We start from the raw sequence: 18168 nt of genomic DNA, 5'->3' as shown, positions 1-18168 counted from the left end.
TTATAGACAGGCTAGGTGGCGGATTAATTGATCCGCCCCCACCTGCCATTCGGCCGCTTTGACTGGCGGATAGGTGGCGGAATAGTGGCGGAATGGCGGAATGCCCCATTTGGCATACAACAGGCAGGCCGCGCGGCTGAAAGGAGGGGATGTGAAACCGGTAAAACTAGTCCATCCGAGTCATGCAAAAACCGTTCTCACCGAAGACGACGCCCGACGCCTTCGGGCAAGCGGTTGGCTGGAGTTGCGTCAAACGAAATCGGTAACGAGCAATGCTGAAAAGCAGCGGCAGTACCGTGCAAAACAACGGTTGCTCGGCAACAAGGTTTTCGTGATCTGGTTGCCGCCTGAATCTGCTGACGCCATTCAGCGAAAACTTCGCCCCGGTGAGACGCTGAATGCCTTGTTCGCCCGGTTATTAGGTAGCGATGATCAATAACCTAGTAGGGCATACAGACTTTAGAAAAACAGCAGACTGCCAGCCCTGCCGATGGCAAGTAGCAGCTAACTGCCGGTACTCCACACCCCATTCCAGACTGCCCCCGCTGGTCAAGCGGCATGATTGGCGGCTGGAAGCCTTGGCTGGCAAGAGTTCGGGCTGGTGCGGTGTGGTACGGGGGGTTTTTTAGACCACAAAAGGGGGGTTTTTGATATGGAAAACGTACATGAAATGCACTTCAGCATCGGGACGCATGAATGCGTCGCCTCAGTCAGCGCCAGCACGGCTAACCTTGCGCTGGCAGTGCTGGTGCTCAGCATCCCCAGCACAGGCCAGTTCACCTTGCCCGACTACCACGAGTACCAACGTCAGAAGCTGCTCGCTGTTCAGTGGGCGCAACAACTCGTCGGCACCACGCCGCTGGTCATCGAGCCTGACCATGGCAGCGGGCCGCCACGCCGTCGTGGCGGTGCTGGATAACCTACCATAGCTTGAAGGTGACATAACGCGCTGTAGGCCGTTTCTGAGGCGAATAAAGGCATATGCTCTGGAGTGATTATGAAAAAGATCGATATAACTACCGGTTCTAGTGCTGAGCATCCGGCACTGATCGAGGCCTTGGCGGCGCTGCCTGAAGCTGACAGGGCGTGGCTTGAAGCGGTCCGCCTCGACCACCTGCGCCGCATGGCCAGCGACCAACGACAAGGCGCTGGTGGCCGGGAAGCTCGCACTGAACAACTTGAAGACATCGTGCGCCGCGCCATCCATGAGCATCTTCCGCAATTGAATGCGCCAGCTCGGTTACGTCGCCCACGAAGTCGGCAGCACTATCTGCTGGTGAAGATGCAGAACGACAGGGAGAACTACGGCTACAAAAACCCGGATGGTAAATACAGCCTTGATGGCGACGGCGAAATCCACATCCCCGGCGAGACTGTTATCGAGCGCATTGTGAAAGAAGCCGAGGATCAGGGCATTCTGAACCAGAACGCCGCAACACACAGAAAGTAGAGGCCTACTCTCGGATTAATGCTAACGCTTCCGAGGATTTAGTCATGGCCACTTCCACTCCCGCACCTGCTGAAACCGTACTGCCGTCTCGTAAATCAGCTACCCCGGCGCTGTCTCGTGATTGCTTCAAGTTGCGCGAGTCCGTGAACAACGTCTTCAGGGCCATCGCCGCCAAGGGCGTAACCCGCGAGCGATTACTGGATAGTGATTATTGGGCGTGCGTGTGCGGCGATCTGCATCCGTTCGATGAGATTGTCGTGGTGGCACAAGACCGGAGTTACTTCGCCCGACTTATGGTACTGGAAGCCGGTCGATCCTATGCGAGTTTGGTCGAGCTGGACTATCACCCGCTGCCTGCACTGATGGTCATGCAAGGGTCGCTTCCGCCTAACCATGAAGTGATCCACCTTGGCCCTGACGACCTATATGCAGTACGTCGAATCAGCGACCAAGTTCTACTTGGCAAAGGCTTCAGCAGTCGGGAAGAGGCTGTGGCCTTTCTCGTTGACCATGCGAGCCTGCGATGAATGCCGACCTCGACCACCAAATCAAGGCCCACGTGCAGGCATTGGCCCGACATTTTATTAGCTGGACCGGCACCCTCGATTCCTTGCTGGATTTCCTGATCTTCAGCATGGGGTCGAGCGCACCTGACCGCTACACCCTGGAAAACTCACTCCGTCGTTCTGAATTCCAGCGCGACATGGAAAGTCATTGGGAAGCAGCTCTTTGGCAATCGACAAATAAGTCTTGGCACTTGGTAACGCTCGCCGTTCCCACGGACCCCGCCATCGCCCGTCGTCGCCTGAATCATTTTCCAGCTAGTCCTAGTCAATGTCGCTGGTGCCAACAGGACAGCAAGGGCTTTGCTCATTTAGAGATGGTGCAAGAGAAAGACATCAACGGTGCCCCGGTGCCCGCCAGCTATTTACATGAACAGTGTCGCCGCCCTTGGATGCAATTAAGGGCGCTCGTTGACGACGATGAAAGGCAGCGCCATGACACCCCATGAACACGCCACCGCCGAGAAAATCATCGCCCGCGTGACCGAGTATCCGCACCGGGCGTTCAAAGGCTCGCCAGAACAGTTCGCTGCCGAGTTCGGCCTGACCCTCAAGGAAGTCGGCCACCTGTCTGCCATGGGCATGCAAATGCGCCTGCACGTCAACGGGATCGAGCTGTGGTTCTCCCGAAACGACCGCTACATCCGGTTGGTGCACCTCACCCGGCAGCGCATGTTCTGCGCCTACTGCTCGCTGCCTGAACCTGAATGTGAATTGACCTTGTGCCAAGGCCACCGGGTACATCAACGCTGTCGCGCTGCTTTCATGAGGGAATATCGCCATGTCTGATGATCTGATTCCAATTGGCGGCGGTGAACTCGTTCCATCGCATGTGCCAGACCTACAGCCTGACGTTTGGCAGGTGCCTGCCCCCGATTTCATCACCGAACACCAATATTCCGACAGCGCTCCAACCTTTTTTGGCGCACCGCTACCTGATGGTACTTCGATGTCACAGGCCGAACAGGCTGTGAATCAACTGACGACTGTGTTTTCGTCGGACATGGCGCAGTACAGGTTTGATGGCTGGCTGGTGGACGCCGCCGTAAATTGGTTTAAATCAAATGCCTTGCTGCCAATTGGCCCAACAAGTCCGCAGCATAATTACCGCCTAACTGGTTATCGGATTCCGTCGTCGGATCAAGATTCTGTTAATTCGTTTTTGAACGCCATGTCGCGGGTGAATGCGCCGCAAAGATTCGTGCAGGCCTGCCTGTGGTGGATTAATCAACTCGGACAGCAACAGCCCCAACAACCGCAACACCAGCGCCAGCAGGCCGTCACCATCGACGACCTGACCGATGCCGAATATAAATTCGTAAAAGAACGCGCTGCCCGCGATCTGGAAAATTCCACGGCTATCCTGAAACAACGCTGGGGCGATCAATACGCGCAACGTATGCGCGTGGTGTGGAATCACATTGCAAACCTACCAGCAGCGAAACGTGATTTTCTGGAATCGGCTGTCACGCAAGGCGGTATTTTGTTGGCGAACACTGTCGAATGCGTCGAGGCTTTATACAAAGAAGCAGTCGGTTCAACGGTGAATCCAAACAATTTGGCGGGTGAAATCGCCGCCATCGAGAAGACGATGAGAGAAAATAGGAAACTGTACAACGACAGTCCAAATATGCAAGAAAGGCTGAGAGTTTTGTACGGCCTGCGTGACGGCTAACAGGAGGAATAGAAATGGCTTACAGTTCAACAAATCCAGCCAGAAAAATTCTGGACGCTGGATTCAGCTCTACCAGCGGTGGCTCGATGTACCTGTACGAATCGAGTCACGCTTCGACCGATATTACGGCGACTTCATTTTTTCAAGGATGCGCTTTCGGATCAGCCTCAAGCGCCGCCATCGGCATGCAGGTTCGTGATCTGCTGTGCAATGTGAACACGGTGTCGAATGCCGTGACGTGGCACCGGGTGACTTCCATTTCCACCAGCACGTCCGGCACATTCCACCCGGTACTGCACGCGACCGTTGCGGCAGGTACATCGTGAACAAGCTCGATCTGATCGCCCGGAAACTCGGGCTTCATGAAGGTGGCCCTGTACGGCCAGCACCAGCCCCGGCACGCCAGCCGCCCAAGCTGGCGGGTGTGTTGCGTGCCCTCAATGCCATGCCAGCACCGGCACCACGGCCAGCCACACCTACACCGGCACCAGCACGACAGCCGCCTTCTCTCGCTTCTGTGGCGATCCAGCGCGATTCAAACGGGAAGATCGCCGCCGTCACCATCGCCGCCGCCAACGGCAGCCGTCACACCCTTGCCGCCCGGCGCGATGAGCTTGGCCGGATGCGCTCCATTGTCATCGATGGCCGGACGATGTGGCGGGTGCAGCGCGGTGGATACGGCGAAATCACCGGGCTGGTGCCGATTCCTGATACGCCAGACTAGGGAGACTTGATGATGAAGAACCTGATCGATGACAGCGCCGACATCGAGCTGATCGAGTTCATCCAGGAAGCGTTAGAGGGTGTCGAGCTGCCACCTGATGGGCTGCTGATCGAGATTGCCTATGGTCCCGATGGCACGTTCCCATCGTTCACTGTGACACCTCTGGAGAGTGAATGATGAAACGCCTGACACCACCCCAAGCCGTTCCATGGCAGCACCGCCGCCCGCATCGCCCTACTGTGAAGCAGGCCCAGCCGCTGCCGCCGCTGGTGCAGGCACTGCTGTCGAGGGCCGGGTGATGTCCAGACCCCCCGGCCTGCCCAAGACGGGCGGCAGGAAGCCCGGCAGCCCCAACAAGCTGCAAGTCACCGAGGCCATGCGGAAGGACATCCTGAACTGTTACAAGCGGCTGGGCGGTGCCAAATGGCTGCTCTCGTGGGCGGCGGCCAATGAAGGTGAGTTCGTCCGCCAATGCCTTAGCCGCTTGATGCCCGCGCCGCCACGAGAAGAACCGAGCGTGGTCATCAACAATCAGCTCGCCATCGATGCTGACACCCTGACCGACATGCAGGCTGCATCACGCATCGCGTTCGCGCTGGCGCAAGCCGCGCAGCAGCTCGAACCGCAAGGCCGCGTCATCGATGTGGCACCAGCCCCCGAGCCTGTGAAGCCACCACCACCACCAGCGCCCGAGTCAGCGGCAGAGCAACGTGAAATCGTCCACTTCGGCCACGGTGCCGAGCAGGGTGTCAAAAGGCGCAGTCTGCTGTAAGTCGAACAGTTCCAACTGTTCGGGCTGTCCAAGGTCTAGCTCAAGTTGGGGAGTGAAGTCTACGGTGGGGCTGTCCATGCTGGGATTCCTTAGCAGTAAATTTCTACCGCGCCCCGCAAAGAAGAAATCAGGCGCACTTTCTTTATAGGCAAAAGAAACCCGGCCCATGGGCCGGGAGTGTGGTCCGCCTTTCAGCCCTTTACCACTTCATCGTCCGCCAGCACGCCGTACTGCCGCGCCATGTCGGCCACGTTCAGGTCGGTATCCGCGATCTGGCTGTGGGTCCACGAAATCAAATAGGCCGCGCCACGCCCAGCCCCCAGCCGCAACGCAAGCCCACCGTGGCCGAGAGGGCACGCAACATCAGCGTGAAACGAAAACGGGATTTAATGTGATTTGCAGGGATAGATTTCCGCCAGCACAAAATATAAGAAAAGGTCTGTCCGGAGTTTCGGCAACTCGGGCTTTCTCTTGGCTACGATGCGGGCGCTGACGATAATTTCCTGCGGACTGGTGCCTCTTTCGGGTATGCAAATAGGGCTGTCCGGGCCACTGGCTATCGAATAGCCACCGATGAAACCTTGCACGTAGTTCACGCACATGCCGAACCGGATCAACTGTCCGGTCGTGTAGTCATTTAGGGCCACCGCCTTGTCCGCTTCGCACAGCTTCAACAAATCCTCACCCGTTTCGAGTGAGGCCGGCCCTCCGATGGCATTGCCTGCCAGCAGCAATAGCAGCCAGAATTTGTTCATACCTTCGCCCTCCTCACTTCCCGGCATAGGCAAAAAAGAACCGCACGTCAGGAGCTTGCGCGTGCGGGGTAGGAAGAGCCCCGCTGCTACTCCGTGTCGGCCGCCTTGGAGGTTTGGGGCTGGAGGACGAAGGGCGACACCGAGGCGTGCTTTCAGCATAGTCAATCACGCCCCATGAGGGATGGGTATTTCCAGCCAACGACGTTTTCAATCGTCTTTGTGCCATCCTTCGGACCCCTCGCAGTGACTACAACCAAATTGATAGCTGTATTCCAAATTGCCAGTATTGAGCTCATTGCACCAATCACACTGACCAACTTGATCAAAACTATCAAGGCAACAAGTGCAGATATAAATATCATGGTATCTGATTACGGTGTGATAACTGCCACACTCCGCACAGTTCCCAAGATCAAAGGAGTTGTCCCCATCTTGAAAGGCTATTTGGGCGCTGTCGTGGTCTAGTAAGATGCCAATTAATTCTTCTGGTGTGAATGAATGGTCGCAATGTGGGCAGTGATCATACCCCTCATTGAGTATTATTTCGTTTGAACAAGAGGCGCATTCAATTTCAATGGCAGAACCAATGTGGTCGCACACAACACATTCATGGAATGAGTAGCTCCCCGCAACTTCCTTTATTTGGGCAGATTCAAAACCGCAAAGTTGGCATTCAGCAAAATCAATGCCCTTTGCCTTCTTGTTGCGTATATCTTGTTTTAGTTGTTCATACTTTGCAGACAGGTAGCTGCGGTGATTTTTCATTGTCTCGTTAAAATGGATTATTTTTTTTGACCATTTTTTGAAATATTTTTTCCATTGACCTGTCATTAGCTGATGCAGATAAAACCACGCATTTGACTGCTCAGTTACGATTTGATCGAGGCTTTCCTTTGTTTTTTCAAGATGCTCATTGAAGAAATGGATTTGTTTGTTGCGGTGTTTTGCGAGATCGTCAAAGGATTTAAATGCTTGATCGGATATTCCACTTCTGGCGATGTTTTTAAGTCTTTGCTGTGTTTCTTTTAAACCCACTGACTGGAAGTCGCCAGTATTAAATTTCTCAATGGATGCTAGTTCAGGCTTGAGAACAATGAGCGACCAATGCTCTTTTAAGAGGCGCGCTTTGAGTATGAGTTCTACTGCGGTATAGAAGTTGATAACTGAATATTTAGGTGAGTCCGGGAATTCGCTAATAGCTTTCTCTAAAAAATCGAAGGCATTGTCAACAAGGCTGCAAAATGATTTTCTTTCAGTCATGCAGGGCACTCCTGTGCGCCATTAGAGAAAGGTGATGCTTTACATGAATTTAAATAACATTTTGATTCCTGTAGTCGACATTGTTCGATTGCAGCGTCGACACTTGGCTGGCAGTCAGCCGTTCAAGCTACTTCTACTGACTGAGCTTTAAGGTCAACCTTGAGACGGCCACGTACTGCGCCAAAAATCGCGGCTAGGTTATCCATGCTGGGATTGCCCTTAGGCGATAACATCCGGTGCAGACTCTTGCTCGGTTTCTCTGTGACTTCGGCAAGTTGCTCAAAGCCAATCGTTGCATTCACTAGGTCACGCAGAATCAGGCGCGCCGTTTCCGGTTCGCCGTTTAAGAATAGGGTTGCCGCTTCGTCAAGCAATGCTTTGGCAAACGTCGGGTCTCGCTCGACGCGCTCAACTATCGTTTGTTTGAAATCGCGTGTAAGTGCCATATCGTTCACCTTTCTCGTTTACCCGGTTTAGCCTTTTTAGCCTCTGCTGTCACAACCCGTTTTCTGCGCTTGTACTCAGCATGTAGCTCTTTAGCCTTGTCAATGTCCCTCTGCTGACCTTTCTTGGTTCCACCGCCGAACAGGATGATGAGCGTATCACCATCCTTAGCGAGATAGATTCGATAGCCCGGCCCCCAGTCGATAACGTATTCACCTATGCCATCAAACCACTTTACGCTTGAGGTGTTGCCAAGTTCCAAACGAAGCTTCGCTGTTGCTACCTTGGTAGCAGCTTGGGCATCAAGGCCATCGAACCACGCTTTGTAGGGGCTTGCGCCATCTTCTTGGAGATACTCTTTGACCTTGATTTTCATGCATTAATGGTAACCTATGTGTTACCGTGCAACAAGAAATGAATGATGCCTCACCTGCCGGGTGGGCCAACCAAAGCGTAACTTGGACGCGTGATTGGAGTCACCCTGCTGCTGTGGCGCAGCAAGGGCACCGGCCCGGCCTACGTCAAGCTGCCGGACTCTCGGCTGGTGCGGTATCGAAAGGAAGACGTGGATGCGTGGCTGGAAGGCCAAAAGAAATAGACCCGGCAAACAACCGGGTTTTTCATGTGGTACAAACGCAACCGTGGTAGAAACCCCTCCACCTACCACGTCAACTTCCCTCAAAACCCTTACAGGACAAGGCTTTCAGGCCAAAGTCGCCTCGCATGTTGTGCAGGGCGAAGACGGCGTCGCAGGGAAAGCGCTCGAACAGGCCGTCCTCGAGCATCTTGCGTGCCCCGGCCAGGCCTTCTTCGGCGGGCTGGAAGATCAGGTTGAGCGTGCCGTCGAAGCGACGTGACTCGGCCAGGTAGCGGGCGGCGGCCAGCAGCGTGGCGGTGTGGCCGTCGTGGCCGCAGGCGTGCATCTTGCCGGGGTGGCGGCTGGCGTAAGGCAGGCCGGTGGCTTCCGCGATGGGCAGGGCGTCCATGTCGGCGCGCAGGCCAAGGCGCTTGGTGCCCGAGCCATGCCGCAGCGTGGCGACTATCCCGGTGCCGCCGATGCCGCGATGCACGTCGTAACCCCAGGCGCTCAGGCACTCGGCGACGAGATCGCTGGTGGCGAACTCCTCGAAGCCGAGTTCGGGGTGAGCATGGATCTGGTGGCGCAGCGCGATCATCTCATTCTCGATGGCGCGGATGCCGGGCAGGACGGGGTCGGTCATGACATTCTCCTCGGGCTAGGCCCGCCGTGGCGGGGGATGGGCTGAACTGATCTTAGTCAGCGCCTGGCTGTCCCGGGAGTACCAGTTTTGTTATCTTGATAACCTTTGGTTGTCGGGTGGAACGGGATGAAGCTGCATCAATTGCAAGCGCTGGTGGCCATCGCCGAGAGCGGCAGCATCCGGGCGGCGGCACGGCGGCTCGGGCTGTCGCAGGCGGCGGTGACCAAGGCGGTGCGCGAGCTGGAGGCCGAGCAGCACTTGCCGCTGCTGGTGCGTCACGCCAGTGGGGTGTCGTTCACCGAGTATGGCAGCGCCTTGCTCGGGCACGCGCGGCTGGTGGTGGGGCAGCTGCAGCGCGCCGACGCCGAACTGGCACGGCTGCGCGGCCAGGCGGAGGGGCGGCTCAGCATCGGCGTGACGCCGTTCATCGAGCTGACCTTCCTGCCTGAGGTGGTGCGGCGTTTTCGCGAAAAGATGCCCGAGGTGCGCCTCGAGCTGTTCGAGGGGCTGACCGCGGTGGCGCTGCCGCGTCTGCGCAACGGCGAACTCGATTTCGTGGTGGGGCCGATGATTCCGGCGATGCCGGCGCCGGAGTTCGAGTGCGAGGATCTGCTGCTGTTCAACAGCGTGGTGATCGCGCGCCAGGGCCATGCGCTGGGCGGGAGCCGCTCGCTGCATGAACTCCTGGACGCGGATTGGGTGGTGAATTACGCCCCCAGCGCCTACGACGCCTTCATGCGCAACCTGTTCTGGCAGCACGGCGCGGCGATCGACGAGCGGCGCCTGGTGCGGGCTCACTCGCTGACCCTGTTGCTGTCGCTGATCCGCCACGCCGACATGCTGAGTTACTGCCCGGAGCCGCTGATCGTGGCCGAGCCCCTGCGCGACTGGGTGCAGGTGCTGAGGTTGGCCGAAGGCTTCGAGACCGGGCGGCTCGGCGTGATCAGCCGGCGCGACACCACGCGCAGCACTGCGGCGCAGTGCTTTGTCGATTGCCTGCTGCAGGAAATCCGCCGGCGCAGCCGCTCGGCGCGGGCAGAAGACCGCCAGCTGTGCGACCTGCTGCAATTGCTGGTGTGAGCCGGAAGAAAGGCCGCCGGCAGAGGCGACCTTGAGCGGGCAGGGCGTTAAGCCAGGCAGGCGGCGAAATCGGCGCGGATGGCGTCGGCCGGGAGTTGCTGGCCGATCAGCACGATGTCGGAGCGGGGCGTTTCGTCGTCCTGCCATCCCCGGCCGTAGTCGAAACCGGTGATGCGGTGCACGCCCTGGAACACCAGGCGGCGCGGTTCGCCGGCGATGGCCAGCACGCCCTTGTAGCGCAGCAGCTGTTCGGCATGCTGCTCGACCAGCCGGTTCATGAAGGCACTGATGCGTTGCAGGTCGAGCGGGCCGTCGTGGGCCAGATGGAGCGCGGCGATGTCGTCGGCGAACGAGCGCGTGGCGGCCGGGCGGAAGCTCAGGTTGCGCTCGCCTGTTGCCGGGCGCAGCAGGTTTTCGTCGAGGTGGAAACCGCGCACGCCGAACGCCAGCGCCGGCGCGATGCGACCCTGGACCAGCCGATGCTGCTCGGCCTGGCTGTTGATGGCGGCAAGACGCGCGCCGAGGCGCTCGAGGCTGGCTTCGTCGACGAGGTCGGTCTTGGAGATCAAGAGGCGATCGGCGAAGCCGGCCTGTTTGCGCGCCACCAGATGCTCGTCCAGCTGCTGCTCGCCGTGCACGGCGTCGACCACGGCGAGCACGCCGTCGAGGGCGTAGGCTTCGGCCAACGTGTCGTCGCTGAAGAAGGTCTGGGCGATCGGCGTCGGGTCGGCGAGCCCGGTGGTTTCGATTACCAGGCGGGTGAAGGCGAGTTCGCCGTCGCGGCGGCGCTGGTAGAGCGAATGCAGATGGCGCGACAGATCGCCGCGGATGGTGCAGCACAGGCAGCCGTTGGTCATTTCCACCAGTTCGTCGCGCTCGCGGATCAACAGTTCGCTGTCGATGCTGACCGGGCCGAACTCGTTCTCGATCACCACGATGCGCTCGCCGGCTTCGGCCAGCAGGTGGTTGAGCAGGGTGGTCTTGCCCGCGCCGAGAAAGCCGGTGAGCAGGGTGACGGGGATGGGGGTATGGGTCATGGGTATTTCCATGAGAAGGGCGTATCACACCCTGTGAGGATTAGAACCTGTTGTAGTCGGCGAGCGAGCCAAAGCAGGTTGGGCGCTGCCAGCGCACAGGAACCGGAGTGGACATATGGTCCATGAGGATTCCTGATCGCTGAGCCGATCACTGCGTGCAAATCCATCGCTGAGCCAATCGAAGATTGGCACGCAGGGATTTGCCCAGCGATAGATCGGCACGCAGTACTGCCGGCGCTCAAGATGCCAAGGCGCAGCCGCCTAATGCGACAGGTTTCAGCAGCAGCGTCCCACCTTGCCATTCCCCCCGCCGTAGCGGGCGTCCTGGCGCTCCCGGAAAAACTCCTCGTACGTCATCGGCGTCTGGTCCGGGTGGGTGGTACGCATGTGCTCCACGTAGGTGTCGTAGTCGGGCAGGCCCACCATCAGGTTGGCGGCCTGCCCGAGATACTTACCCAGTTTGCCAAGCTGGTCGAACATGGTCTGTGTCCGTCAGGCGCGGCCGGCTTCGGCCACCACCGGCGCGGTTTCCTGCGCGGTCGGGTGGGCGCTGCGCCAGGCCTGCAGGCAGGCGCGCAGGCCGAAGCCCAGCACGCTCAGCACCACCAGGATGAACAGGATGGCGAGCCCGGCGTCCAGGCGGTCGTTGAACACGATCTGGTGCATCTGCTCGATGCTCTTGGCCGGAGCCAGCACCTTGCCTTCGACGATGGCGTTCTGGTACTTGGCGGCGTGTGCCAGGAAGCCCACTTTCGGGCTGTCGGCGAACACCTTGAGCCAGCCGGCGTACAGGGTGCAATACAGCAGCCAGGCCGTCGGCACGATGGTGACCCAGGCGTAGCGCTCGCGCTTGAGCTTGAACAGCACCACGGTGGAGAGGATCAGCGCCACGGCGGCCAGCATCTGGTTGGAGATGCCGAACAGCGGCCACAGCGTGTTGATGCCGCCCAGCGGATCGACCACGCCCTGGTACAGGAAGAAACCCCAGGCCGCCACGCACAGGCCGGTGGCGATCAGGTTGGCCGGCAGCGAGTCGGTCTTCTTGAACGACGGCACGAACACGCCCAGCAGGTCCTGCAGCATGAAGCGTCCGGCACGGGTGCCGGCGTCGACCGCGGTGAGGATGAACAGCGCCTCGAACAGGATGGCGAAGTGGTACCAGAACGCCTTCATGCCGTTGCCGCCGAACACGCCGGAGAGGATTTCGGCCATGCCGACGGCCAGCGTCGGGGCGCCGCCGGCGCGCGAGATGATGGTGTGCTCGCCCAGCGTCTGCGCGGTGTGGGTCAGCATCTCGGGGGTGATGACGAAGCCGAACTGCGACACCGCCTGCGCGGCCGATTCGGCGGTGTGGCCGAGCAGGGCGGCCGGGCTGTTCATGGCGAAGTAGACGCCCGGCTCGATGCAGGCGGCGGCGACCAGCGCCATGATGGCGACGAACGACTCCATCAGCATGCCGCCGTAGCCGATGAACGGCGCGTGGCTTTCGTTTTCCAGCAGCTTCGGCGTGGTGCCGGAGGAGATCAGGGCGTGGAAGCCCGATACCGCGCCGCAGGCGATGGTGATGAACAGGAAGGGGAACACGCTGCCCGACCACACCGGGCCGCTGCCGTCGATGAAGCGGGTGACCGACGGCATCTTCAGTTCCGGCATGACGATGACGATGCCGATGGCGAGGCCGAGGATGGTGCCGACCTTGAGGAAGGTGGACAGGTAGTCGCGCGGAGCCAGCAGCAGCCACACCGGCAGCACCGAGGCGATGGCGCCGTAGCCGATCAGGATCCAGGTCAGTTCCTTGCCGGTGAAGGTGAACAGGCTGGCCAGTTCCGGATGCGACGCCACCTGGCCGCCGCCGACGATGGCGAGCATCAGCAGCACGAAGCCGATCAGCGAGATTTCGCCGATGCGGCCCGGGCGGATGTAGCGGGTGTACACGCCCATGAACAGCGCGATGGGGATGGTCGCGCCCACGGTGAAGGTGCCCCACGGGCTGTCGGCCAGCGCCTTGACCACGATCAGCGCCAGCACGGCGAGGATGATCACCATGATCATGAAGGTGCCGAACAGCGCGATCACGCCGGGAATCGGGCCCAGCTCGGACTTGATCAGGTCGCCCAGCGAGCGGCCGTCGCGGCGCGTGGAGATGAACAGCACCATGAAGTCCTGTACCGCGCCGGCGAACACCGCCCCGGCCAGGATCCACAGCATGCCGGGCAGGTAGCCCAGTTGCGCGGCGAGCACCGGGCCCACCAGCGGACCGGCGCCGGCGATGGCGGCGAAGTGGTGGCCGAACAGCACGTTCTTGTTGGTCGGCACGTAGTCGAGGCCGTCGTTCAGGCGCACCGCCGGGGTGGCGCGGCGCGGGTCGAGCTGCATCACCTTGGTGGCGATGAAGCGGCTGTAGTAGCGGTAGGCGATCAGGTAGACGGATACCGCGGCGGCAACGATCCAGAGCGCATTGATCGTTTCGCCGCGATGCAGGGCGACGGTGCCGAGCGCGAACGCGCCGACAAGCGCCACCAGAAACCACCCGAGGTGGCCGGCAAGGCGTTGCATAGTGTCTCTCTCCAGTGTGGCGGCATGGTGTGTGGACATGCCTTCTTGTGTGCGTGCCGACGACGTCGGTGTAGGACGGTCGGCGGACGGCTCTACTATTCGCCATGTCGCGGTAAAGGAAAATTCGCACTACTACCGCAGTCGATCTACGTAGTTCTGCGTAGAGGCGGCTGGGCGCCCTGTTTTGCCGGGTGCGCGTAGTAGGGCTGGCGTTACAATGCGTCGTTGGCAGCACGGCATTGCGGCCGTCTGCCGGTCTTCCATCACCCTTGCCGTCGCCATGCAGACCAAACACAAAGTCGTGCTGCTCACCATCCTGCCCTTGCTGCTCGCGATGCTGGCGCTGGGCGGCTTGCTGGTGCATCGCAGCCAGCGCCTGACCGAGCAGCAGACCCAGCTCATCGAAGAGACCCTGCTCGCCAGCAAGCAGGCCGAACTGCAGCATTACACCCAGCTGGCGATGACGGCGATCGGGCCGCTCTACGCCTCCGGCCGCAACGACGCCGCTACCCAGGAGCAGGCCAAGGCCATCCTGCGTGGCATCAGCTACGGCGAGGACGGCTACTTCTTCGTCTACGATCTTTCCGGCAACAACCTGGTGCATCCGCGCAAGCCGGGCCTGGTCGGCAAGAACCTGTGGGACCTGACCGACCCGCACGGCCGCCACGTGATCCGTTCGCTGCTGGCCGCGGCGACCAGCGGCACGGGGTTCCAGCGCTACGACTGGGAGAAGCCGTCGTCGCACCAGATGACCGAGAAGCTGGGGTACGTGGTGCTGCTGGAGCGCTGGGGCTGGGTGCTGGGCACCGGGGTCTACATCGACGACATCGAGCACGCCACCGACCAGTTGCGCAGCCGCGCTTCGGCCAACGTGCGCGACACCCTGTGGGGCATCGCCGCCGTGGCCGGGGCGGCGGTGCTGCTGGTGTTCGCCGGCGGGGTGGTGCTCAACGTCAGCGAGCACCGCGTCGCCGACGCCAAGCTCAAGGCGCTGACGCAGCGCCTGGTGAATTCGCAGGAGCAGGAGCGGGCGCGCGTGTCGCGCGAGCTGCACGACGGCATCAGCCAGCTTTTGGTCTCGGTGAAGTTCCAGTTCGAGCTGGCGCAGCACAAGCTGGAAGCCGGCGAGCCGGCCCTGGCCGAAGTGGAAAAGGGGTTGGGCGGACTGGGCGACGCGCTGAGCGAGGTGCGGCGCATCTCGCACGATCTGCGGCCGTCGGTGCTCGACATGCTCGGCTTGTCGGCGGCGCTGGGACAGCTCTCCGCGGAATTCGAGCGCCGCAGCGGCATCCGCGTGGCGTTCGACAATACCCTGGACGATACCTGCCTCGACGATCGTCAGGCGGTGGCACTGTTCCGCATCGCCCAGGAGGCGTTTACCAACATCGAGCGCCACTCCCGCGCTCGCAACGTGACGCTGACCCTGTCCCGCGAGAGGTACGGCGTGCGCATGGCGGTGCGGGACGACGGCTGCGGCTTCGACGTCGACAATGTCGACCGCTCCCAGACCCGCGGCATCGGCCTGCGCAATATCCGCGAGCGCGCCGAGCACCTGGGCGGCAGTTGCCTGCTCGGTTCGCGTCCGGGAGAAACCGAGCTGGAAGTGCGGTTGCCGGTATGAGCGGGTGCCCGTCAGCGCAGGCCGACGGACCCGGTGTAACGGCGGGCTCCCCCGGCGTGCAACGAAAACGGGAGTTGCCGTGAGCACCATCGCCTAGGCAAGATGGCGGCTTGTCCGGCCTCGCCGGCCCCTGCTGGAGTCTGAAATGAGTCTGCAACAACCGAATGCCGTGCCCCGTATCCGCCTGGTGCTGGTGGACGACCACCCCTTGGTGCGCGACGGGCTGCGTGCTCGTCTGAGCAGCGTGCCGCGTCTGGACGTGGTGGGGGAGGCCGGCAGCGGTCGCGAGGCGCTGGAGCTGGCCGACACCCTGCGCCCGGACATCATGCTGGTCGACATCGGCATGCGCGACATGAACGGCATCCAGCTCACCGCCGCGCTGCGCGAGCGCCATCCCGGCGTGGTGGTGGTGATCCTCAGCATGTACGACAACGCCGAATACGTTTCCAGCGCGGTGCGCGCCGGCGCGCGCGGCTACGTGCTGAAGGACGCGCCGTCGCAGGAGATCATCGCCGCCATCGAGGCCGCGGTGGCGGGCGGCAGCTATTACAGCCACGCCGTGACGCACGCCCTGATCGAGCCGGCGCCGCAGCCGGACCCGCTCACCGAGCGCGAGCGCGAGGTGCTGTTGTTGCTCGCTGCCGGGCACAGCAACAAGATGGTGGCGGCGAGCCTGGAGATCAGCGTGCGCACCGTCGAGGCGCACCGCTTGAACCTGCGCCGCAAGCTGGGGGCGGAGAACGTCGCGGCGCTGGTGAAGTACGCCATGGAGCGCGGCTGGATCAAGGGGTAAATCTATCCCATTAGGCGGCTGCGCCTTCGCATCGTGAGCGCCGGCAGTACCGCGTGCCGATCTATCGCTGGGCAAATCCCTGCGTGCCAATCTTCGATTGGCTCAGCGATGGATTTGCACGCAGTGATCGGCTCAGCGATCAGGAATCCTCATGGACTCCGGGTCCATCTCGGTTCCTGTGCACTGGCGGCACTCAAGCTGCGTTGGCCCGCTCGTTTACTGGAATAGAGGCTTACTACTGTGAGCTCCACGTGCCCGGCGCGTGCCAGTCGCTACGCCAGGTTGGCCGAAACCCCTTCCAGTTCGTCCTGCAGCAGCAGCCATTCCTCTTCGACCTCGGCCAGCTGCGCTGACACCTCTCCCTGGCGCTTGATGCTGTCGGCGAGCTTGGCCTTGTTGCCGTCCTGATAGGCTTCTTCCGAGGCGAGGAAGGCATCCAGCTCGGCCTTCTCGCCGGAGAGCTTTTCCAGTTCCTTTTCCAGCTTGCCAAGCTTGGCAAGCAAGGGCTTCTTCAGTGCCGATAGGCGTTGGCGCTCTTCAGCCTCCTGGCGCTTCTGCTCCTTGCGGTTGACGCTCTGGGCGTCGCCGGCGGAGGGCCTGGCGCCTTCGGCCAACTGCTCGAGGCGCCACTGGCGGTAGTCTTCCAGGTCGCCGTCGAACGGCCGCACCGTGCCGTCGGCGACCAGCCAGAACAGGTCGGTGGTCGATTCCAGCAGGGCGCGGTCGTGCGAGACCACCACCAGCGCGCCGGGGAAATCCTGCAGCGCCAGGGTCAGGGCGTGGCGCATCTCGAGGTCGAGGTGGTTGGTCGGTTCGTCGAGCAGCAGCAGGTTGGGCTTTTCCCACACGATCAGCGCCAGCGCCAGGCGCGCCTTCTCGCCGCCGGACATCGGCCCCACCGGGCTGGTGGCGGCGTCGCCACGGAAGTTGAAGCCGCCGAGGAAGGTGCGCAGTTCCTGTTCGCGCGCCTGCGGCGCCAGCCGCGCCAGGTGCTGCAGCGGCGTGTCGTCCATGCGCAGCGTTTCCAGCTGGTGCTGGGCGAAGTAGCCGATCTTCAGCATCTGCGCCCCGATCACTTCGCCTTCCAGCGCCTTCAACTCGCCCGCCAGCAGTTTGACCAGGGTCGATTTACCGGCGCCGTTGACGCCCAGCAGGCCGATGCGGCTGCCGGCTTCCACCGACAGCGACACGCGCTGCAGGATCGGCGTGGCGCCGTAGCCGATGGCGACCTTGTCGAGCCGCAGCAGCGGGTTGGGCAGGGAGGCCGGCGTGGCGAAGGTGAAGTCGAACGGCGAGTCGACGTGCGCCGGGGCGATGCGTTCCAGCTTCTCCAGCGCCTTGACCCGGCTCTGCGCCTGGCGTGCCTTGGTGGCCTTGGCCTTGAAGCGGTTGATGAACGATTCGAGGTGGGCGATCTGGCGCTGCTGCTTGTCGAACTCGGACTGCTGACGCGCCAGCTTCTCGGCGCGCATGGTCTCGAACTGGCTGTAGTTGCCGGTGTAGAGCGTGAGCGTCTGGTTGGCCACTTCGACGATCTGGCCGCACACCGCGTCGAGGAAGTCGCGGTCGTGCGAGATGACGAGCAGCGTGCCGGGGTAGGCCTTGAGCCAGTCCTCCAGCCACAGCACGGTCTCGAGGTCGAGGTGGTTGGTCGGTTCGTCGAGCAGCAACAGGTCGGAGCGGCACATCAGCGCCTGCGCCAGGTTCAGCCGCATGCGCCAGCCCCCGGAGAAGCTGGCCACCGGCCGCTCCTGGGCTTCCGGGGCGAAGCCGAGGCCGGTCAGCAGCTTGGCGGCACGCGCCGGGGCGGCGTAGCCGTCGATGTGGTCGAGCTCGCCATGCAGCTGGCCGATGGCGGCGCCGTCGTTGGCCTGTTCGGCTTCGGCCAACTTGCGCTGCAGTTGACGTAGTTCGGCGTCGCCGTCGAGCACGTAGTCGAGCGCGGAGCACTCCAGTGCTGGCGTTTCCTGCGCCACGTGGGCGATGGTCCAGTGCGCCGGCACCGAGGCGTCGCCGCTGTCGGCGTGCAACTGGCCCATCAAGAGGGCGAACAGGCTGGACTTGCCGGCGCCGTTGGCCCCGACCACGCCGACCTTGTAGCCGGGGTTGAGGGTGAGGCTGGCGTTGTTGAGCAGCTCTTTCAGCCCGCGGCGCAGGCTGAGGTTTTGCAGTTGGATCATGGGGTTTCCTGCGCCGCTGACGGCGCGGTTCAAATCAT

General features: G+C 61.4%; 24 protein-coding genes. 15 read left to right on the top strand and 9 right to left on the bottom strand.

Annotated features, from left to right (window positions below; genetic code table 11):
* Positions 1-100 precede the first annotated feature (100 nt).
* The 11 genes from AC3WG5_RS13180 to AC3WG5_RS13130 all read left to right on the top strand — a co-directional run bounded on the left by AC3WG5_RS13180 (position 101) and on the right by AC3WG5_RS13130 (position 5184).
* Entirely contained in the window at positions 101-439 is a 339-nt protein-coding gene (locus AC3WG5_RS13180; protein WP_492569005.1) for a hypothetical protein, read from the top strand.
* Between the two features lie 213 nt (positions 440-652).
* Entirely contained in the window at positions 653-919 is a 267-nt protein-coding gene (locus tag AC3WG5_RS13175; protein WP_492569004.1) for a hypothetical protein, read from the top strand.
* A 78-nt stretch (positions 920-997) separates the two neighbouring features.
* Positions 998-1450, top strand: coding sequence for a hypothetical protein (locus AC3WG5_RS13170; protein WP_492569003.1), 453 nt, complete (start codon positions 998-1000; stop codon positions 1448-1450).
* 44 nt (positions 1451-1494) lie between these two features.
* A complete protein-coding gene (locus AC3WG5_RS13165) occupies positions 1495-1977 on the top strand; it encodes a hypothetical protein (RefSeq protein ID WP_492569002.1) in 483 nt (160 codons plus the stop codon).
* Positions 1974-2462 carry a hypothetical protein gene (locus AC3WG5_RS13160; RefSeq protein ID WP_492569001.1) on the top strand — a complete coding sequence of 163 codons (489 nt, stop codon included), beginning with the start codon at positions 1974-1976 and terminating at the stop codon, positions 2460-2462. The genes AC3WG5_RS13165 and AC3WG5_RS13160 overlap by 4 nt, the downstream gene beginning before the upstream one ends.
* The gene (locus AC3WG5_RS13155; protein ID WP_492569000.1) at positions 2449-2802 is read left to right on the top strand and encodes a hypothetical protein; all 354 of its coding nucleotides are present in this window, start codon (positions 2449-2451) and stop codon (positions 2800-2802) included. The genes AC3WG5_RS13160 and AC3WG5_RS13155 overlap by 14 nt, the downstream gene beginning before the upstream one ends.
* Positions 2795-3688, top strand: a complete 894-nt coding sequence (locus tag AC3WG5_RS13150; RefSeq protein WP_492568999.1) for a hypothetical protein — start codon at positions 2795-2797, stop codon at positions 3686-3688. Before AC3WG5_RS13155 ends, AC3WG5_RS13150 begins: the two co-directional genes overlap by 8 nt.
* Before the next feature lie 14 nt (positions 3689-3702).
* Complete coding sequence (locus AC3WG5_RS13145) at positions 3703-4014, top strand: hypothetical protein (protein WP_492568998.1); 312 nt, start codon at positions 3703-3705, stop codon at positions 4012-4014.
* Entirely contained in the window at positions 4011-4412 is a 402-nt protein-coding gene (locus AC3WG5_RS13140) for a hypothetical protein (RefSeq protein ID WP_492568997.1), read from the top strand. Before AC3WG5_RS13145 ends, AC3WG5_RS13140 begins: the two co-directional genes overlap by 4 nt.
* 9 nt (positions 4413-4421) lie before the next feature.
* Complete coding sequence (locus AC3WG5_RS13135) at positions 4422-4589, top strand: hypothetical protein (protein WP_492568996.1); 168 nt, start codon at positions 4422-4424, stop codon at positions 4587-4589.
* A 121-nt stretch (positions 4590-4710) separates the two neighbouring features.
* The gene (locus AC3WG5_RS13130) at positions 4711-5184 is read left to right on the top strand and encodes a hypothetical protein (protein WP_492568995.1); all 474 of its coding nucleotides are present in this window, start codon (positions 4711-4713) and stop codon (positions 5182-5184) included.
* 386 nt (positions 5185-5570) lie between these two features.
* Here AC3WG5_RS13130 and AC3WG5_RS13125 read toward each other — a convergent pair whose 3' ends face one another.
* The 4 genes from AC3WG5_RS13125 to AC3WG5_RS13110 form a co-directional block, all read right to left on the bottom strand.
* Positions 5571-5939: a Rap1a/Tai family immunity protein gene (locus tag AC3WG5_RS13125; RefSeq protein WP_492568994.1), complete on the bottom strand. Its 369-nt coding sequence runs from the start codon at positions 5937-5939 to the stop codon at positions 5571-5573.
* A 207-nt stretch (positions 5940-6146) separates the two neighbouring features.
* Positions 6147-7199: a hypothetical protein gene (locus tag AC3WG5_RS13120; protein ID WP_492568993.1), complete on the bottom strand. Its 1053-nt coding sequence runs from the start codon at positions 7197-7199 to the stop codon at positions 6147-6149.
* A gap of 122 nt (positions 7200-7321) precedes the next feature.
* On the bottom strand, positions 7322-7645 hold the full coding sequence (locus tag AC3WG5_RS13115) for a helix-turn-helix domain-containing transcriptional regulator (protein ID WP_492568992.1): 324 nt from the start codon (positions 7643-7645) through the stop codon (positions 7322-7324).
* Positions 7646-7650: 5 nt separating this feature from the next.
* Positions 7651-8019 carry a type II toxin-antitoxin system RelE/ParE family toxin gene (locus tag AC3WG5_RS13110; RefSeq protein ID WP_492568991.1) on the bottom strand — a complete coding sequence of 123 codons (369 nt, stop codon included), beginning with the start codon at positions 8017-8019 and terminating at the stop codon, positions 7651-7653.
* 90 nt (positions 8020-8109) lie between these two features.
* On the opposite strand from AC3WG5_RS13110, the gene AC3WG5_RS13105 reads away from it, so the two are divergent.
* On the top strand, positions 8110-8241 hold the full coding sequence (locus tag AC3WG5_RS13105; protein ID WP_492568990.1) for a helix-turn-helix transcriptional regulator: 132 nt from the start codon (positions 8110-8112) through the stop codon (positions 8239-8241).
* A 70-nt stretch (positions 8242-8311) separates the two neighbouring features.
* Here the strand turns inward: AC3WG5_RS13105 and AC3WG5_RS13100 are convergent, their stop codons facing one another.
* On the bottom strand, positions 8312-8863 hold the full coding sequence (locus tag AC3WG5_RS13100; protein ID WP_492568989.1) for an amidohydrolase: 552 nt from the start codon (positions 8861-8863) through the stop codon (positions 8312-8314).
* Positions 8864-8989: 126 nt separating this feature from the next.
* On the opposite strand from AC3WG5_RS13100, the gene AC3WG5_RS13095 reads away from it, so the two are divergent.
* Complete coding sequence (locus tag AC3WG5_RS13095; RefSeq protein ID WP_492568988.1) at positions 8990-9943, top strand: LysR substrate-binding domain-containing protein; 954 nt, start codon at positions 8990-8992, stop codon at positions 9941-9943.
* 47 nt (positions 9944-9990) lie between these two features.
* On the opposite strand, the gene AC3WG5_RS13090 is transcribed toward AC3WG5_RS13095, so the two are convergent.
* From AC3WG5_RS13090 to AC3WG5_RS13080, 3 genes are all read right to left on the bottom strand, one after another.
* Positions 9991-10980 (bottom strand): CobW family GTP-binding protein, encoded by a 990-nt coding sequence (locus AC3WG5_RS13090; protein ID WP_492568987.1) that lies wholly within the window; start codon positions 10978-10980, stop codon positions 9991-9993.
* Positions 10981-11256: 276 nt separating this feature from the next.
* Positions 11257-11460: a YbdD/YjiX family protein gene (locus AC3WG5_RS13085; protein ID WP_482582566.1), complete on the bottom strand. Its 204-nt coding sequence runs from the start codon at positions 11458-11460 to the stop codon at positions 11257-11259.
* A 12-nt stretch (positions 11461-11472) separates the two neighbouring features.
* Positions 11473-13536: a carbon starvation CstA family protein gene (locus AC3WG5_RS13080; protein WP_492568986.1), complete on the bottom strand. Its 2064-nt coding sequence runs from the start codon at positions 13534-13536 to the stop codon at positions 11473-11475.
* A gap of 280 nt (positions 13537-13816) precedes the next feature.
* On the opposite strand from AC3WG5_RS13080, the gene AC3WG5_RS13075 reads away from it, so the two are divergent.
* The gene (locus tag AC3WG5_RS13075; protein WP_008953784.1) at positions 13817-15157 is read left to right on the top strand and encodes a cache domain-containing protein; all 1341 of its coding nucleotides are present in this window, start codon (positions 13817-13819) and stop codon (positions 15155-15157) included.
* A 145-nt stretch (positions 15158-15302) separates the two neighbouring features.
* Positions 15303-15950, top strand: a complete 648-nt coding sequence (locus AC3WG5_RS13070; protein ID WP_008953785.1) for a response regulator — start codon at positions 15303-15305, stop codon at positions 15948-15950.
* Between the two features lie 272 nt (positions 15951-16222).
* On the opposite strand, the gene AC3WG5_RS13065 is transcribed toward AC3WG5_RS13070, so the two are convergent.
* A complete protein-coding gene (locus AC3WG5_RS13065) occupies positions 16223-18130 on the bottom strand; it encodes an ATP-binding cassette domain-containing protein (RefSeq protein ID WP_492568985.1) in 1908 nt (635 codons plus the stop codon).
* Positions 18131-18168 lie beyond the last annotated feature (38 nt).

The organism is Pseudogulbenkiania sp. FW507-F1, assembly GCF_058781125.1.
The sequence above is the reverse complement of the archived record's forward strand: the minus strand, read 5'-3'. Positions and strand labels throughout refer to the sequence as shown.

What these genes read in the sequence shown, in the direction of transcription:
- AC3WG5_RS13180 (WP_492569005.1), top strand. Translation starts at nt 101, where the DNA reads ATGCCCCATTTGGCATACAACAGGCAGGCCGCGCGGCTGAAAGGAGGG.
- AC3WG5_RS13175 (WP_492569004.1), top strand. Translation starts at nt 653, where the DNA reads ATGGAAAACGTACATGAAATGCACTTCAGCATCGGGACGCATGAATGC.
- AC3WG5_RS13170 (WP_492569003.1), top strand. Translation starts at nt 998, where the DNA reads ATGAAAAAGATCGATATAACTACCGGTTCTAGTGCTGAGCATCCGGCA.
- AC3WG5_RS13165 (WP_492569002.1), top strand. Translation starts at nt 1,495, where the DNA reads ATGGCCACTTCCACTCCCGCACCTGCTGAAACCGTACTGCCGTCTCGT.
- AC3WG5_RS13160 (WP_492569001.1), top strand. Translation starts at nt 1,974, where the DNA reads ATGAATGCCGACCTCGACCACCAAATCAAGGCCCACGTGCAGGCATTG.
- AC3WG5_RS13155 (WP_492569000.1), top strand. Translation starts at nt 2,449, where the DNA reads ATGACACCCCATGAACACGCCACCGCCGAGAAAATCATCGCCCGCGTG.
- AC3WG5_RS13150 (WP_492568999.1), top strand. Translation starts at nt 2,795, where the DNA reads ATGTCTGATGATCTGATTCCAATTGGCGGCGGTGAACTCGTTCCATCG.
- AC3WG5_RS13145 (WP_492568998.1), top strand. Translation starts at nt 3,703, where the DNA reads ATGGCTTACAGTTCAACAAATCCAGCCAGAAAAATTCTGGACGCTGGA.
- AC3WG5_RS13135 (WP_492568996.1), top strand. Translation starts at nt 4,422, where the DNA reads ATGATGAAGAACCTGATCGATGACAGCGCCGACATCGAGCTGATCGAG.
- AC3WG5_RS13130 (WP_492568995.1), top strand. Translation starts at nt 4,711, where the DNA reads ATGTCCAGACCCCCCGGCCTGCCCAAGACGGGCGGCAGGAAGCCCGGC.
- AC3WG5_RS13125 (WP_492568994.1), bottom strand. Translation starts at nt 5,939, where the DNA reads ATGAACAAATTCTGGCTGCTATTGCTGCTGGCAGGCAATGCCATCGGA.
- AC3WG5_RS13120 (WP_492568993.1), bottom strand. Translation starts at nt 7,199, where the DNA reads ATGACTGAAAGAAAATCATTTTGCAGCCTTGTTGACAATGCCTTCGAT.
- AC3WG5_RS13115 (WP_492568992.1), bottom strand. Translation starts at nt 7,645, where the DNA reads ATGGCACTTACACGCGATTTCAAACAAACGATAGTTGAGCGCGTCGAG.
- AC3WG5_RS13110 (WP_492568991.1), bottom strand. Translation starts at nt 8,019, where the DNA reads ATGAAAATCAAGGTCAAAGAGTATCTCCAAGAAGATGGCGCAAGCCCC.
- AC3WG5_RS13100 (WP_492568989.1), bottom strand. Translation starts at nt 8,863, where the DNA reads ATGACCGACCCCGTCCTGCCCGGCATCCGCGCCATCGAGAATGAGATG.
- AC3WG5_RS13095 (WP_492568988.1), top strand. Translation starts at nt 8,990, where the DNA reads ATGAAGCTGCATCAATTGCAAGCGCTGGTGGCCATCGCCGAGAGCGGC.
- AC3WG5_RS13090 (WP_492568987.1), bottom strand. Translation starts at nt 10,980, where the DNA reads ATGACCCATACCCCCATCCCCGTCACCCTGCTCACCGGCTTTCTCGGC.
- AC3WG5_RS13085 (WP_482582566.1), bottom strand. Translation starts at nt 11,460, where the DNA reads ATGTTCGACCAGCTTGGCAAACTGGGTAAGTATCTCGGGCAGGCCGCC.
- AC3WG5_RS13080 (WP_492568986.1), bottom strand. Translation starts at nt 13,536, where the DNA reads ATGCAACGCCTTGCCGGCCACCTCGGGTGGTTTCTGGTGGCGCTTGTC.
- AC3WG5_RS13075 (WP_008953784.1), top strand. Translation starts at nt 13,817, where the DNA reads ATGCAGACCAAACACAAAGTCGTGCTGCTCACCATCCTGCCCTTGCTG.
- AC3WG5_RS13070 (WP_008953785.1), top strand. Translation starts at nt 15,303, where the DNA reads ATGAGTCTGCAACAACCGAATGCCGTGCCCCGTATCCGCCTGGTGCTG.
- AC3WG5_RS13065 (WP_492568985.1), bottom strand. Translation starts at nt 18,130, where the DNA reads ATGATCCAACTGCAAAACCTCAGCCTGCGCCGCGGGCTGAAAGAGCTG.